Source organism: Arthrobacter sp. UYCu511 (genome assembly GCF_040547105.1).
In the GTDB taxonomy this organism is placed as follows: domain Bacteria; phylum Actinomycetota; class Actinomycetes; order Actinomycetales; family Micrococcaceae; genus Specibacter; species Specibacter psychrochitiniphilus.
In genome coordinates, this window is the sequence record NZ_JBEPPB010000001.1 from 523,328 (window position 1) to 538,322 (window position 14,995).

The 14,995-nt window shown below is 58.2% G+C and carries 18 protein-coding genes; 7 read left to right on the top strand and 11 right to left on the bottom strand.

Annotated features, from left to right (window positions below; translation table 11 throughout):
• Positions 1-218: 218 nt before the first annotated feature.
• A complete protein-coding gene (locus ABIB48_RS02445) occupies positions 219-518 on the bottom strand; it encodes a DinB family protein (RefSeq protein WP_354211764.1) in 300 nt (99 codons plus the stop codon).
• Between the two features lie 66 nt (positions 519-584).
• Entirely contained in the window at positions 585-890 is a 306-nt protein-coding gene (locus tag ABIB48_RS02450; protein ID WP_354211766.1) for a maleylpyruvate isomerase N-terminal domain-containing protein, read from the bottom strand.
• A gap of 158 nt (positions 891-1,048) precedes the next feature.
• Here ABIB48_RS02450 and ABIB48_RS02455 point away from each other — a divergent pair, with 158 nt between their 5' ends.
• Both ABIB48_RS02455 and ABIB48_RS02460 read left to right on the top strand, forming a co-directional pair.
• Entirely contained in the window at positions 1,049-1,363 is a 315-nt protein-coding gene (locus tag ABIB48_RS02455) for a class I SAM-dependent methyltransferase (protein ID WP_110106895.1), read from the top strand.
• Between the two features lie 435 nt (positions 1,364-1,798).
• On the top strand, positions 1,799-1,933 hold the full coding sequence (locus ABIB48_RS02460; RefSeq protein ID WP_306457008.1) for a VOC family protein: 135 nt from the start codon (positions 1,799-1,801) through the stop codon (positions 1,931-1,933).
• A 92-nt stretch (positions 1,934-2,025) separates the two neighbouring features.
• On the opposite strand, the gene ABIB48_RS02465 is transcribed toward ABIB48_RS02460, so the two are convergent.
• Entirely contained in the window at positions 2,026-2,439 is a 414-nt protein-coding gene (locus tag ABIB48_RS02465) for an SRPBCC family protein (RefSeq protein WP_110106896.1), read from the bottom strand.
• Positions 2,440-2,773: 334 nt separating this feature from the next.
• Between ABIB48_RS02465 and ABIB48_RS02470 the strand changes: the two genes are divergently transcribed.
• Positions 2,774-3,169: a GNAT family N-acetyltransferase gene (locus tag ABIB48_RS02470; protein ID WP_245932245.1), complete on the top strand. Its 396-nt coding sequence runs from the start codon at positions 2,774-2,776 to the stop codon at positions 3,167-3,169.
• A 300-nt stretch (positions 3,170-3,469) separates the two neighbouring features.
• Here ABIB48_RS02470 and ABIB48_RS02475 read toward each other — a convergent pair whose 3' ends face one another.
• From ABIB48_RS02475 to ABIB48_RS02485, 3 genes are all read right to left on the bottom strand, one after another.
• Positions 3,470-3,730: a hypothetical protein gene (locus ABIB48_RS02475; protein WP_354211770.1), complete on the bottom strand. Its 261-nt coding sequence runs from the start codon at positions 3,728-3,730 to the stop codon at positions 3,470-3,472.
• A gap of 416 nt (positions 3,731-4,146) precedes the next feature.
• Positions 4,147-4,806 carry a hypothetical protein gene (locus ABIB48_RS02480; RefSeq protein ID WP_354211772.1) on the bottom strand — a complete coding sequence of 220 codons (660 nt, stop codon included), beginning with the start codon at positions 4,804-4,806 and terminating at the stop codon, positions 4,147-4,149.
• Positions 4,794-5,624, bottom strand: a complete 831-nt coding sequence (locus ABIB48_RS02485; RefSeq protein ID WP_354211774.1) for an SDR family NAD(P)-dependent oxidoreductase — start codon at positions 5,622-5,624, stop codon at positions 4,794-4,796. The genes ABIB48_RS02480 and ABIB48_RS02485 overlap by 13 nt, the downstream gene beginning before the upstream one ends.
• A gap of 358 nt (positions 5,625-5,982) precedes the next feature.
• Between ABIB48_RS02485 and ABIB48_RS02490 the strand changes: the two genes are divergently transcribed.
• On the top strand, positions 5,983-6,237 hold the full coding sequence (locus tag ABIB48_RS02490; RefSeq protein WP_110106901.1) for a hypothetical protein: 255 nt from the start codon (positions 5,983-5,985) through the stop codon (positions 6,235-6,237).
• Positions 6,238-6,247: 10 nt separating this feature from the next.
• Positions 6,248-7,138 (top strand): FHA domain-containing protein, encoded by an 891-nt coding sequence (locus ABIB48_RS02495; protein ID WP_110106902.1) that lies wholly within the window; start codon positions 6,248-6,250, stop codon positions 7,136-7,138.
• A 141-nt stretch (positions 7,139-7,279) separates the two neighbouring features.
• Here ABIB48_RS02495 and ABIB48_RS02500 read toward each other — a convergent pair whose 3' ends face one another.
• The 5 genes from ABIB48_RS02500 to acs form a co-directional block, all read right to left on the bottom strand.
• A complete protein-coding gene (locus ABIB48_RS02500) occupies positions 7,280-8,305 on the bottom strand; it encodes an alpha/beta hydrolase (protein WP_354211777.1) in 1,026 nt (341 codons plus the stop codon).
• 117 nt (positions 8,306-8,422) lie between these two features.
• The gene (locus tag ABIB48_RS02505; RefSeq protein ID WP_354211779.1) at positions 8,423-9,112 is read right to left on the bottom strand and encodes an SDR family NAD(P)-dependent oxidoreductase; all 690 of its coding nucleotides are present in this window, start codon (positions 9,110-9,112) and stop codon (positions 8,423-8,425) included.
• A gap of 74 nt (positions 9,113-9,186) precedes the next feature.
• Positions 9,187-9,681, bottom strand: a complete 495-nt coding sequence (locus ABIB48_RS02510; protein WP_354211781.1) for a CoA-binding protein — start codon at positions 9,679-9,681, stop codon at positions 9,187-9,189.
• Positions 9,678-11,033: an O-acetylhomoserine aminocarboxypropyltransferase/cysteine synthase family protein gene (locus tag ABIB48_RS02515; RefSeq protein WP_354211783.1), complete on the bottom strand. Its 1,356-nt coding sequence runs from the start codon at positions 11,031-11,033 to the stop codon at positions 9,678-9,680. Before ABIB48_RS02515 ends, ABIB48_RS02510 begins: the two co-directional genes overlap by 4 nt.
• Positions 11,034-11,111: 78 nt before the next feature.
• The gene (gene acs / locus ABIB48_RS02520; protein ID WP_354211785.1) at positions 11,112-13,175 is read right to left on the bottom strand and encodes an acetate--CoA ligase; all 2,064 of its coding nucleotides are present in this window, start codon (positions 13,173-13,175) and stop codon (positions 11,112-11,114) included.
• A gap of 324 nt (positions 13,176-13,499) precedes the next feature.
• Here acs and ABIB48_RS02525 point away from each other — a divergent pair, with 324 nt between their 5' ends.
• Together ABIB48_RS02525 and ABIB48_RS02530 are read left to right on the top strand one after the other, a co-directional pair.
• Complete coding sequence (locus ABIB48_RS02525; RefSeq protein ID WP_354212026.1) at positions 13,500-13,721, top strand: 5-oxoprolinase subunit C family protein; 222 nt, start codon at positions 13,500-13,502, stop codon at positions 13,719-13,721.
• Between the two features lie 394 nt (positions 13,722-14,115).
• On the top strand, positions 14,116-14,841 hold the full coding sequence (locus ABIB48_RS02530; protein ID WP_354211787.1) for a hypothetical protein: 726 nt from the start codon (positions 14,116-14,118) through the stop codon (positions 14,839-14,841).
• Positions 14,842-14,995 lie beyond the last annotated feature (154 nt).

The window sequence follows — 14,995 nt, forward strand, 5'->3', positions numbered from 1 at the left end:
ACACCCTATCAAGGGAGGGCAGAGGTATCTATATTCAGTCGAAATCCGACTAATTTGATGCGGACCGAAGGTTCAGTTCACCATCCTCACGTAGGAACCCCGCGCTACCGCGAGTCTTTCCGCAGAGGGTTCGAGCTGCAGGCACTGTACGGCCTCGCTTTCGGCACCAGCGGCCCGAGTGTTCTCTCTGTGGCCGCACGTCTCGAGGGACTTGGGGGTTACCAGGGGTTCAGCGTTATCTCGCTGTCCAGCGGCCCGCGTCCGGCTAACCATGCCATAAACAACCGCCGACTATCAGATGAATCGAGTCGCTCGGAGGCGGTTGCAAGCAATGCCGGAAGTTCCCAGTCCACATACTCATCCGGCCAACCCAACGGGCCGTAGCCCAGTCCGAGATCGACGTGGTGCATCTCCACCTCACGGAGCCTGTGTGCCGGGCAACCAGCCACACCGTAATGCCCTCCGCCAAGGAAATGCCCGTTGGGCCATCCTGCAGCAGTTGATTGCGTGAATACCACTTCGAGACGCTCCATGCTGAATTGGAGATCGGCGATGATCTCACCAGCTGACCGCGTGGCCCCATCTTAAATGTCGGTGCTGCGCTGTTGCTCACCACTTTGGTATTTAGGAACATCATGGCCACTCAGCGCACCTGACAGTCTTCGCGCATGGGCGTCCGCATTGCGAGCAAGATGGGTCCGTACATGGCCCACGGTCCATCCCGGCAGCCGACTTGCCGATTGGACGCCCTCGTTCGTTAGCTGGTACACGCGACGCATCAACCGCCCCTGCGCTTCACGGCACAATCGGGACGCCAGTTCCGGATTACTCTCAAGATCCACGAATACATCAACCTTTCTTGGCCACTCGATCACAGGCAACTCTGCCACAATCGCTCACAATGGCATGGGATGGGCAGACACGATCCAGATAAGACACCGATCAACCGTGCAGGGGTTGCTGTGTTGCACCATATTCTTCACCCCAGTAGGAGCGGATCCTAGGTATTCAAAGCGAAGTCCCGCCTGATAATCGATAGTCTGAAGGCATGCATCAGACCCGAAGAGCACCAACAGCTTCGACTCACGGCGCTGTTCTGCATGATGAGGTTCGCCCCGGCTGGTCGGCGGAGGTGGTCTCGTGGCTATTGGGATCACCCTTGAGCGGTCAGCGACTGGCAGTACTGGATCTCGGAGCCGGCACAGGACTGGGAACGCAGACCATCGCAACACTCGGACACTCCGTCACTGCAGTTGATTCCTCTGCAGACATGCTCTCCGCGCTCCGGACCTCCTGCCAGGAACTGCCCTCCGGAGTCGATGATCGCATCACGGCCGTTGGTGGATCGGCAGATTCTTGTTGATTACTACCCAGGAATCCGTGTAATCCTCAATACTCCACATGGACTTGTGAGCGTTATGGCCAGCGACCCCTTGCCGTTCAGCTACGACTACCTTGCCGAGCAAGTCTGAATTAGGACGTCCCGCAGAGGGTTCCCGCTAGCGGACGGCCGTGTGAGACTTGGGAGGTGAACGAAGATCTAGAGGGTTCCCTGCACCATATCGAGCTGTGGGTGCCGAGCCTTGAACGGGCCAAGGATGAATAGGGTTGGATTCTGACTCGTTTGGGATACTCGCCGGATCAGAATTGGGATCAAGGAATTAGTTGGCGGCGAGGTACGACCTATATTGTCGCCGAGGAATCCCCAGCACTGACCAGCAGAGAGCATGAACGTACAGCGCCGGGATTGAATCACTTGGCATTTCATGCTGGAAGTGAAGAAAAGGTCGATGCCCTAATGGTGGATAGCCAGCTCCATGGCTGGCGGCCGTTATTTGCAGAGAAGTACCCCCACGCTGGCGGTCCTGACAACTACGCTGCCTACCTAGTGAACTCCGACGGCTTCGAAGGCGAACTCATAGCCACCAAATGATCCAATTCGGTCCCGCCTATGTCCATAAGGTGTTGGGTTACCGGATGACTTGTCTGTGCGTCAGTTCCTCGGTGAGGTGGCGATTCCGTGTTTCAATCAATTTTTTGCATATAGCGGGCCAGGACCAGCTTCTCAACGAGTAGCCCGACGGGGCCGAAGGGTGCCGCGAACTCTATGCGGTCAATCATCGTGGTCCACTTCGCGTCCTGGTTGAACTCATGGATATGCCGGAACGACTTAAACGGGCCATTAACCTGTTCATCAACGAAGGAGTCTGGCGCCACCATTTGTGTGATCCGGCTTGTCATCCGCAGCGGAAGACCGAAATGCCATGCGCGCCACGTCACCTCTTCTCCCAACGAAATGAGTCCCGAAGTGACACCAGCGACAGCTTTTTCACGAGAGTGCGCCATCGAGTCCCTATGCGCGTCAATGCTGCGCGCCAAATCAAATAGCTGCGCTTTTGGCATGCTAAAAGGTGTCGTGCATTCGAAAGAAACGACCATGATCAGAGTATGTCAGGTAGTTCCGTCTTTGCCCGTATCGCGAGGCAATCACTGGCAAACAGCCATAGAAGCGGCTCCCGGTGGCATGAGATACCCACCCCAGCAGCTGGATGTATGGAACACCACGAGGTTGCCCCGCAGAAGGACAAGAGAGGAAAACTTTGACAAAGCATCCCGGTTCAAGATGGTGCTCTAAGCTGATCCACTGAAAAATGAGAATTTCGTCATTAGAACTACCACCGAAACGGACTGGCGCGAGATCCGGAAGCTTCGCCTGGAAATGATAAGTGACACCCCAATAGCATGCTCCGAGACTGAAGCTGATGCGTTGGCCGTGGATGAAACGGAGTGGCGTCGCCGTGGGGCACAAGGTTCCCGAGAAGGCTCCATCACCGTTGCTGCGATCGCTGAAAACGGAAACTGGCTAGGGACTATGGCCGCGTACATCGCCCACCCAAGTGTTGGGCCGCTGTTTGTAGGTGTCTATGTAACTCCGGATTTTCGAGGAACTGAACTAGGTCTAACAGACTCCTTGCTATCGGCGATTGAAGCGTGGGCCAGCAATAACGGTGGACGCCTTACTCTCCATGTGCACGAAGCCAACGGGCAAGCGCAAAAGGCCTATTCCAAGAGAGGCTTTGAGTTCACCGGTCACTCGGCTGAATACTCTTTAGATGCCAGCAGCCGTGAAGTAGAGATGACTAAGGAATTGATACCTACAGCAGTTTGATGCCGCCTCGATCCGCCGCGTTGAACCTGTGATTAGTAGCCCGTTCGAGGTTCCCCCGCGGAACATGGCGGGCTGACGTGGGTGCAAATCGAGTTTGCTCCCTAAACGCACCGCCGACCGACCGGCTTGCGGGACAATTCCACTGCGTCTATATGGCAAACTCTTGCTGGACTGGCTGCTGGCTTGTACAGCTCAACGTTCACAATCCGGGGATGGCGGTCGGCTTCGATTCTGCTCATAACCCGATAGGTCAGAAAAGGGGGCGTCGACGCCCTATCCCTCCAGCGTTGATTGCCTTCGCTAAGATCCGGAGTTGCTGAGCCTGTCTGCAAGATACCGGCGTGCTATATATCCAGCCATGGCAGGTACAGAAGCGAGGATGACATACTCCAGCCAGAGTGGGTGAATGACGGCTGGCTCAACGAGAATGAATGAACAGCAGACTGCCACGATCAGGAGACCGAATACCACGGTAGCGTTTGTGGTTGCAGGTTTCTTTCCGGTTTCTCGTTCAGTTTCGTTAAACCCGCCGACGGCGAAGCCAATGAGTGCCGTAGACATGACCAGTCCAATTACTGCCAAGAAAGTCATAAACTCCCTGAGAATAGTGTCCTCTCCACTAATGCGTAGTTACAACCGATTGGGTTCTCTTGCTGATACCTTGTAAATCCACTAGTGCTCGTGAAGAGAGTCAAGCTCGAAGACGATTCGGGTACAAGCTACGTATGGTGGGGCGTACCGGTGAGGGGACCCCCTCCGGGCAGGCTATAGGTGGTTTCTATTGGCAAGCCGCAGTCCAGTGGGTTTGAGGCTCCTCGCGCCCCGATCGTCAGGTTTTCCGCTACCAGTAGGCTACCCCGAACAGGCCGCTGACTCCTTAGCGTGAATTTCCCGGCAGATCTTCCCCCAGACCCCGATATGGCCACAAGGAACTCGAGCACGCTAGCTAGTACCCGGCAGACAGGGCTTCGTGGCAGCTAGCTCAGCGTGTCCCCAGATGATGGTTGCCTTGTGGCCCTTATGGTGGTCTGCACCGTGGCGAGAGTGGGAGTGGCCGGAACACTGCTAAAACCGAAACGAACGGCCGGAACTATCTCCGCTAAGGGTCCACAGCAGCACCCGCCCCACAGGATGGACGCGCTTTCAACTCTGCGCAAACCGGTGACACCGTAATATTCGCGTCTGCCTGGCGCTGCCGTTCCTGCCGTCCTGACGCCGGGGCTCAACAAGCGCGCCAGCGGGTTGATCAGGCTCAGCCAGCGGGGGTGAACTGCTATAGCCCGGGGAACTAAAGCCAGAAGCAGCCCTAGCCGGGTGCGCCCGCCAATGCTGGCACTTAGCCGCAGCGGACCTGCCTTTACGCTCAGTACCTCACCCCCGCCTGTTGACGGGCCCACCTTGGCGTGGACAGGTACCAGCAACACTTCCTCGAAAGTGTAGGTGGTTTCGATGAAGTTGGCGATTTCACGCTGGGGAGCCAGAAGCAGCCGCCGGCCCGATGGAAGTTCCACCATGACGTCAGCGAAGGCACCGTAGGGTGACTCGTCCCAGATCCCCACCACGGCGCGAAGTCCGCACTGGCTGCCGAACCCGGCAATGTGTCCTTGAAAAATCCAGCGCCCGCTCACAGTAACCATGGGGTCACCAGCTTCTCGCTCTCCTCCCACATTGCCCTGGCCAGATTCGCATCCTCGGCTTGCCGGCTGGTGCGGGCAGCTTTGGACTTGGCAAAGTATTCTCCTGAACGCCAGTCCTGACCAGGTTCACCTATGGCCAGCCAGACTAGAGTTTGTGCGCCCTGTGCCGGGGTCAGCATGTAAGAGCGCAAGCCACTGCCGTACAGAAAACGCAAAGAGCTCTTAGAGCCTGCCGAAAAGTTCGTCGCCACCCCGCCCGGGTGGAAGGCAGCAGAGCTCAAACCCTGTGTGTTGAACCGCCGGTGAAGTTCTTTGGTGAAAAGAATATTAGCCAGTTTGGCGTTGCCGTAAGCGCGGTTGGATGAGTACTTTTTAACCAGCTCAAGATCCGCAATATCCATTTTTCCAAACAATACATGGGCCACGCTGGAGGTGTTGATCACCTTGGCTGCGCTGGAGAGCAGCGTATCTTGCAGTAAGCGTGTCAGAAGAAAGGGCGCCAAGTGGTTGACTTGAAAGGTTTTCTCATGGCCGTCCGCCGTCAGTTCACGGCCCGCCATAATGCCCCCGGCATTATTGGCCAGGACATCTATTCTGGGATATTTTTCCTTCAGTGCTGCCGCTAACTCTGCTACTTGGTCGAGCAGGGAAAAATCGGCAATGAAATAATCGGCGCCAATATCCTGGGCCACGGCCCGGGTCCGCTGCGCAGAACGCCCAATGACAACAATGGTGTCCCCTGTCTGGGCCAGCGTCCTCGCCGCTGCCTCACCAATCCCGCTACTTGCTCCGGTGATGACGATGGTGCGTTGTTCCACAGTTTTTACTCCCAAAGTCAATGATTTGCCGGTGATTAGTCCGGCTACATTTACGCTATCTCACCGGCGCCGGATGGCTAGTTCCACGCCTATCCCGCCACGCACCCGCTTATTTTTTTGCGTGATTTCTAGTTTCTAACCCGAAATGAGTGCTGCGTTCCCACGGTGGCAAAAAAACAAGCAAAGAATGATGTGACTAGACCTTTTTTCAACTACACCTAGCATTCGAACAGAAGAGTCATTACTGTTGCAGCAAGTGCAGCAGGTCACAGTCATCCACCGTTAGCTGTGGCCTTGGCGGCACTTCTGGAGGTGCATAGGGGCACCTTTTTAGAAAACAGCTAAGGAAGGCACTCAGATGAGCGAGAACCAACCACTGACAGACGATTTCAAAACCGTCCCTGTGAGCGACTGGTCCGATTTGGGCCAGCAATTGTGGTCATATTTGACCGGGCGCGGAGCAGCAGTCAACTACAGCTTCATGGACATGACGGTTGAGGTCCCGCGTGACATTGGCCCTGACGCACCGCGGGCAACCTGGAAGTTCAATGGGACCATGCGGGTCACCACCAGCGACAATGCAAGCACACCAGATTCTCCTTCGAGCCCGTAGGAAAAAGACCATGCGCTTCGACATCGATGTTGAGTTTTCCGCTCATTTGCCGGCTGAAGACGGCAAGGAGAGCGCAACCGTCCACGGCAGCATCAAGGCTGCTGGTAAGCAGATTCATGTCACAACGGATAACGCGGCCTTGTTCCGGCTAGGATCTCGAAGAAACTTATCTGCCATCAAGGGGATGGCTGCGACGCTTGCTAGGCACGGCATTGTTGTGACAGTCACTGTGCCGGAAGGCACCATTGTCAGTCTCGGTGCGGTGGAGGTATCAGCCTTTCAGCGGCTGATAACAACATCGCCCCACATCAAGCCCGGCAAGTCAAACACTTGGGCAACGGTGGTCAAAGCACAGGCTTCTAGCAATTTCCAAGGGCGCCTTGCTCCGCCTACCACTCCCTTCCCGCTTGCCCCCACCTTTCAGCGCCTCTACCGAAGGAGCCCCACCACCACACACTACGCACGGGGCGGGGGCCGGCCCAGGCTCATATTTGTCCGGGACAGCGAGACATGGGATGGCAAGCCACCCAATGAGTACTCTCTCACCGAGGAAACCACTGTTATTGGTAGCGGTCCAGATGCCAACTTCAGGTTGCCGGAACTGGCAGGTAGCCATGGGAGCATCATTCACAATGAAAACGATGAATATGTTTTCTGGGCGGGCGATCCGGCAGGAACGCATGCCCATGGTCAGATCCTGCGCACGGGTGCGAGATTGTTGATGGGCCCGTGGCGGATGGTCTTCTTCCGGGAGGAATATGCAGACCACGGCCGGCCATACGGAGGAAGAACCGCTGGGGAGTTTGCCCGCCTCCAACGGCCTCAGTTTGACCCGCGCTCAGGCCAGCTTGAATACGATGCCATAGTTGGAATGGGTGACCCGCGGCAACCGAAAAAGTAGCACTCCCTAAACTCTGTCCCTGAACGCTAACGCCTTCAGGGACAGAGTTTTTGGGGTATCAAATCAACCATCCAGGCCCGATCTCAGGTCCTGGAACCACTGCTACTGCTACTGCTACTGACAGGCACTGCGAGTACGCAACTAGTCCGCGCTATTGAGAGATTCCATAAAGGCGAGGCTGTCAGTGCTGATATTGGCACGAGCCTTATCACGGCTGATACCCGGCTGCCCGTCACCAGCTTGAGCCCCGTAGTCACCAAAGTCCGCGTGAACAGCTCCCTCGATGACGGTGAACGTGCTATCCGCCGGCAATAGAGCCTTGGAGTTGTTGATCTTCTCTACTGTCGCCAATCCGTCATTGGATCCGGAAAGCGAGAGCACTTTCACCGGCACCGCACTCATGTCAGTGGCGGGATAGGAAGCGAACAGCAGTAGTCCTACTACCGGATCAGTGCTCGCGCCTGAGAAGGACTGTGCGTCAAGGGCGGAGACGGTGCCGCCCAGCGAGTGTCCGCCCACCACCCAGCGATCCACCTGACTGTGCATCGTTCGGGCGCCCTTGAAAGCGCCGGTGGCGAGGAAGGCGATACCCAACGGCTGTTTGGGGATGACTACGGTGAATCCTTCTTCGGCAAGCGGGCGCAGAGTAGCCACGTAGGCGCGTGCATCAACCCGGGCGCCGGGCTGGAAAAATAGGCCAAGCCGTTTTTCGCTGTGAGCAGGCGCCAAGACGATCTGATCCGATGTTTCGTTGACAGTGACGCGGGCGTCCGAGTGCATGGCCAGAAGCGAGGGTTCAATGGCTGCGGACGGTACCAGCCACCCTACGGCAGCCAACACCAGCGTGAACGCCACCACCCCCATCCAGCGCAAGGGCTTGAACCGCTCAGCTCTGGGCGATTGCCGCCAGAAGCGGATAGCCAACACCGAACTAACCACAAACACCACCACCAGGATAGTCGCGTAGGCAATCTGCCCATGTTTGAGCATGCTGCCGGTAAGAATCGCAGCTGCAACGCTCACAATGACACCCGCCAGGCACAAGATCCGTGCGGTCCACAACAGTGCGGCATCTGCCCGACGGGCCCCTGCCCGGGATCCTTGGGGCTCGCGCTTGCGCTTACCCTGGCGCTCGCTTGGGATCGGTTCATGGTCCGGACTGGTCATTTTTGACTCCCCTAAATTGCTTGATACGTGGTTGGTCATTGATGCTAGTCCTCCTAAGAGATTTCCTGCCGCTGTGGACCGTGAACTGAAAAATCTAGGCCCGGCCAGTGGAGCCGATCAGGAGAATGCGGTGGAGGGAAGATCCGGCTCATCGGCCATAATTGCGCTCACTATCCGCTGCGCCACGGCTGCTGGATCCAGCCCTTGCCCCAGACGTGGCGGCACACCGGAGATGGGGCGTGTGTGCAGACCGGTTTCCGTGTGGGGAGGCCGCACATCTAGAACCCGTATATGTTCCCGACGCAATTCCGCACCCATGGCGGCGCTAAAACCAGTCAAAGCGCACTTGGTAGCTGAGTATGCCGCCATCCCCTTCATCGGTTTCTCGGCAACGATGGCGCTAAGGTGCACCACCACTGAACCAGGTTTGAGCTGCGGGAGTAGATTCTTGAACAGCCGCACCGGAGCAATAAAATTGAGCAGCAACATCTGTTCGAAGGCGTCGTCATCCAATTGCGACAAGGGGCCAAAAGCAACCACACCGGCTGCATAAATGACACCGTCAAGACCGCCGCCCCTCGCAGCTGCCGCAGCCACAGCAGCGGCTCCGCTCGGCAATGTTAGATCCGCGGAAACCGTACCTATTACCGAATCACCCAGCTGGTCCGTCAAAGCAGCCAGCTTCTTTTCGTTGCGCCCCGCGAGGACCAGCCGAGCCCCCTGCAGGGAAAGCTGGCGGCTAATGGCGGAGCCCAATCCCCCGGTGGCGCCGACAACGAGCATCTTGGAATTGAGTAACTGTGTCATGGGCGATGGTATCAACACCTCACTACACAGGCAATGAGGATTATCCTTCTTGAATCCGCAGAGAAGCTAAACTGTCAGGCCAGCACCTGACGCTTGGAGGAAATCACTCCAGTATCAAAGCCTGCAAGGTGCAATCCGCCGTGGAAGCGGGCATGCTCAATTTTCACGCACCTGTCCATAACCACCTCAAGGCCTGCCGCCTCGGCCGTGGCCGCTACCTCTTCGTGCCATGCACCGAGTTGGAGCCAGAGTGTCTTGGCGCCTACGGCGATGGTTTCTTCCAGCACCGAGGGCAGGTCATCGTGACGGCGGAACACATCCACCAAATCAGGAACCTCGGGCAGATCGGCCAGAGTCTTGTACACCGGCTGCCCCAGAATCTCAGTGGCCACGGGGTTCACAAAGTAGACCCGGTAGCTGCTGGATGAGAGCAGGTACGTTGCCACGAAGTAGCTGGCCCGGGATGGTTTATCCGAGGCGCCCACAATGGCGATGGAAGTGGTCTTGCGCAAAATTCCAAGACGTTGGGGGGCCGTGGGGCTATTCCAGGTACGTTCTGCCGTGCTCATGCTTTTGCCCCCATTGTGCGGGATTCAATATATTCATGCTCGGAGGGCGCATCGCCGCCGGCCTCTACGGCCTGGGCCGCTGTGAGCGCCTGGTCCAAATCCCAGAGGATGTCAGCCACGTCCTCGAGTCCTACCGAGATCCGAATCAGGTCCTCCGGCACCCCGGCAGCTTCGAGCTGCTCCGCCGTGAGTTGTTGGTGTGTGGTGGATCCAGGATGCAGGACAAGGGTGCGCGAATCACCAATGTTGGCCAAATGGCTGGCCAACTGCAGAGCATCAATGAAGACCTTCCCCGCAGCACGCCCGCCCTTGACGCCGAAGGCAAAGACGGAGCCGACGCCGTTTTGCAGGTAGCGCTGTCCCCGCTCGTAGTGCGGGTGACTGGGCAGCCCGGCGAACTTTACCCAGGAAATCCGTGGGTCAGCTTCCAGCCAATTAGCCACTGCCAAGGCGTTGCGCAGGTGCTCGTCCATGCGCTGTGGCAGCGTCTCAACACCTTGCAACAGCTGAAAGGCAGACTGTGCGGAGAGTGCCGGGCCGATATCGCGCAGCTGTTCGGAGCGCAATTTGGTCAAGAAACCGTACTCGCCAAAGTTCCCCCACCAGGAGACATTGCCGTACGAGGGGACGGGTTCGGTCATGGAAGGGAACTTGCCGTTGCCCCAATTGAACCGTCCGGATTCCACCACGACCCCGCCCAAGGTGGTGCCGTGGCCGCCCAGGAATTTCGTGGCCGAATGGATCACAATGTCTGCGCCGAACTCCATGGGCCGGATCAGGTAAGGAGTACTCAAGGTGGCATCCACTACCAGCGGCACCCCGGCGGCGTGCGCCACGTCTGCCAGACCTGAGAGATCGGCGATGTCTCCGGAGGGGTTCGCGACAATTTCGGTGTACACCGCCTTCGTGTTCTCTTGGATAGCTGCGGCGAAGTCGCCGGGATCGTTCGAGTCAACGAAGGTGGTGTCAACGCCGAAGCGGCGCAGCGTCACATCCAGCTGGGTGATGGTGCCACCGTACAGCTTTGAAGATGCCACAATATGGTCCCCGGCCCCAGCCAATGCTGCAAAGGTGATGAACTCTGCTGCCATGCCGGAAGCGGTTGCCACGGCCCCAATCCCCCCTTCTAGGGAGGCGATACGCTCCTCAAAGGCTGCCACTGTGGGGTTGCCAATGCGGGAGTAGATGTTGCCGTACTTTTGCAGCGCAAATAGCTTCGCGGCATCGTCGGTGTCCTTGAAAACGAACGAGGTGGTTTGGTAGATGGGTACCGCACGGGCGCCGTGCTCGGCGTCGGGCGTGCCACCTGCATGGAGGGCCCGGGTACGGAAGCCAAAAGTGTGTTCGGTCATTGGAGACTTACCTTGTCATAGTTGCTGGCGGGAATGCGGAAGGCGCCCCTGTGGGTGCCGCTGTTGACGACGCGGCGCTCATGGCGATTCCTTCCCGAGGTACTGTTTGATGGCTGCGGAGATGCCAGCCAAAGATTCTTCATTCTGCAGCGAGGTGGTGTCTCCCAACGGTGTCCCCTGATACATTTGTGCCAGCAGCCGCCTCATAATTTTTCCGGAGCGAGTCTTGGGAACATCCGGAACCACCACAACGGCGGAGGGCTTGGCGATCGGACCAATCATGTGTGCCACCTGGGCTCGCAACTGCGTTTGAACTGCGGCACCACCGAGTTCACAGGATGGTGCCAGCACCACGAAGGCGACGACGGCGTGACCGGTCAAGGGGTCTGCCACCGGGGTCACCCCGGCTTCAACCACCACCGGATGGCTCACTAGGGCGGATTCGATCTCGATGGTGGAGAGCCGGTGTCCGGAAATATTGATGACGTCATCGATCCGGCCCAGAATCCAAATGTCACCGTCCTCGTCATAACGGGCGCCGTCACCGGCCAGGAAGTAGCCTTGCCGGGCGAACTTGCGCCAATAGGAATCCAGGTAGCGTTGTGGGTTTCCCCACACGGTCCGGGCCATAGCTGGGCCGGTTCCGTCCACCACAATCAAACCCTGCTCACCGCGCGAAACGTCAGTTCCGGCGTCGTCTACGATGCGCACGCTCACGCCGGGCAGGGGGCGTGAGGCACACCCGGGTTTGAAATTCGTATCGGAAGGACGCGGGGACAAAATCGTGGCCCCCGTCTCGGACTGCCACCACGTGTCCACCATAGGGACGGCGCCTGCACCTAGCTGATTGCGCAGCCACATCCACGCCTGAGGATTTACGGCCTCACCCACGGTGCCTAGCAGCCGGATCGAGGAAAGGTCGTAGTGGGATGGCACGCGGTCGGGAAACCAGCCCATGAGCGAGCGGACCAGTGTGGGCGCCGTGTAATAGCTGGTGACACCGTAACGTTCAATGATCTCAAAGTGCCGGCCAGGGTGCGGGGTGTTGGGGGTACCCTCGAAAATTACCTGGGTGACGCCGTTGGAGAGTGGGCCGTAGATCTCATAGGTATGTGCCGTGACCCAGGCGAGATCGGCCGTGCACCAGTGCACATCAGTATCCCGCAGGGCTGGATCGGGGTTGCTGAAGAGCAGTTCGTGAGTGTAGGAGGCCTGGGTCAGGTAGCCTCCGGTGGTGTGGACCAGGCCCTTGGGAGCGCCGGTGGTCCCGGAGGTGTACATGATAAACAGGGGGGTTTCGGCGTCGAAATGTTCGGCCGTGTGCTCCGTGCCGGCCTGTTCAAGAGCGTCATGCCACCAGATGTCCCGGCCGTGCGTCCACTCAACCGGTGAACCGGTGCGCTTGATAACCAACACATGCAAAATGGCGTTCTCCCCCGCCACCGCCACGTCCGCATTGGCTTTGACAGGGACGGCCTGCCCGCGGCGGAACTGCCCGTCGGTAGTGACCAACAGCTTCGCGCCGGTGTCCTCCACCCGGAACTTCAGCGCCTCGGCAGAGAAACCGCCAAAGACCAGGGAATGAATGGCGCCAAGGCGCGCCACGGCCAAGGTGATGACAATGGTTTCAACCAGGACCGGCAGGTAGATGACAACCCTGTCCCCCTTGACGATGCCCAGCGCCGTGAGGGCGTTCGCGGCCCGGCACACCTGATCCTGGAGTTCTTGATAGGTGACCTGGCGGCGATCCCCGGGTTCGCCCTCAAAAAACAGTGCCACCTTCTCGCCGTTGCCAGCGGCCACATGGCGGTCCACGCAGTTGACGGCTGCGTTGAGCTTGCCACCAGCTAACCACTCGATGCTCGGGACGCGCAAGGCGGATGTGGCAGAATCCGCAGAATCCGCAGCGGACTTGATGTTCGGCGAGGCCTGCGGGTCAGGTGCTTGGAGGTCAAGTGCCTGCGGGTCAAGTGCGGGGGTGAAGGTGTGGGTGGTATGCCACGGCTGGGCCCAGTCAAGCCGGCGTGCTTGCTGATCCCAAAACTCGAGCCGTTGCTGTTCAGCTGACGCAGGGCCCGCCGCCGCACCGGCTAGTACAGGGGACGCGCTCGGTGCAGGAGCCGGGGCAAGGGTGGAACTCATGTATTTCTCCATCTTTCCCGGAGCTGACACTTCCGGTGCGGGCGGGCGCGTAAAAGCGCTGCCTAAACTGGCAGTGTTGCGGATTCTTCGGCCCAGGTCCCTCAGCCGCGCAACATATATCTTCCACTACTAGAGCGCATGAACACAGAAGCAGACAAATTTGCGCAACCCAAAGAGACTATTCTCAGAACTACTACGTCTCATGGACAAGATTAGTGACACCGAATCGTTCATTCGTTCATCTAGTGGTATTTTCAGAGCCACCGCTGTACGTGGCACTCACGCAGGAAAAGGCCCTTGTTTCAGCCGGGCGCTCTGGACGCCGTGGAGGATCAGGTTCTTTCCGTCACAAGGGCACCAGCGCCGCTATTTGTCACAGACATGAATGGCGGAAGGCGCTTTCAGGTGGGCGAATCCCCCTTCTCTCTCCTGGCGGGAGAAAGGCTGAAACTGGGCCAGCCGGCGTCGGGCTTCAGAAGCTACAGGGCCTTTCGCGGAGGGCTTTCACTGCCCCAGGTCTCACGATCCATTGATTTACTCTCCTGATTTGATCCGGGACCTGTTGCGCACGGAACCATCCTGACGGTACGGCGCCCCACTGCCGGGCATGAGCTGGGTAGCCCTGATGTGCTCGTCGGTGGGGGCAGCGTCATTGAAGCAGACTTTGATCAGGCAGCCCAGCTGGCACCCGGAGCGATATCCCGTCCAGCATCTTCATCTCAACGGAGCGAACCGCTCGCCTGATCCAGGCTGGCCCGCACACGTGCCGTGAGTTGCGTGGGGAAAACCTACATCCGTAGCTGCTATAGCCGAATAGGCGTTGCCGACCGCCGCACCCCCCGAACACTGGCCATGCGGCCAGTATCACTAAGGGTGTGAGAGAAAATGTCGGTGGCGGCTGAGAAGATTGAGGGGCAGCATCAACAGACGGAGACTTCTCATGAGCACCTTGATTCAAAAATTCCTTGCCCTTTTTTCAACAACCGTTCAGGATCACCCGGAACCCGTTCAGGAACAGCTGTCCGCTGATGGGATGCCGCTTGCGGGACCCACCTACCTGCGTGAATTTGCCCACCGGCTAGGTCTCGAGGTGGACGATCTTTCCACCGCAGAACAGTCTGAGCTGAAGAGGCGCCTTGATGCTTCCATGGACTTTCGCGAACAAAACTACGATCTCATGTACCGGCAGGTCTACCAGCTAGGCCACGGGTTCTCACTCGCCGATGCGGAACGTGTCAGCACACAGATTAGTGAGATCTGTGCACAGCAAGAGGCACAGGCATATTTGGACTACCGTGAGAATGCCGTCGCAGCTGAGGCCCTGATGGGCGCTGCCTCGATCCTGCAAAACGAAGGCCAACACGGCGCAGCGGCACGCCTCTTTGCCCTCGCCGATGCCCGCCGCCACCGCAGCTCACAGCTAGGCGAAGCGTTGGAGAACAAACTGCCCTCGGAGCAAGATCAGGACCGGCAGAATCAGGAGCCGGAGCCCCAGGACGATGCCGGGGCAGCGTCAGTGGCGCCCAAGGTCGTCATCGGGCCGGAAGAGGGCTCTGGAGAAGGAACCGTTGATGTACATGAGCTGGATTCCAAGCCTGGCCTTGAAGGGCTCATGAATAAGAACACGTCTAAGGGGACAAAAGACACCAAAAAGGTCATCAAATAGGCCGCCTCTAGCATCACACATCATTGTGCTCGCCTATGATGTGTGCCACATACCAACAAGTAGGCTCCGTCACAACAGTTATGGTTGATGGCGGTGCCCGCAAGGGCTTCCCTTACTGACCCAAGCTAACGGCGGCACCGTGCACCACCCCATT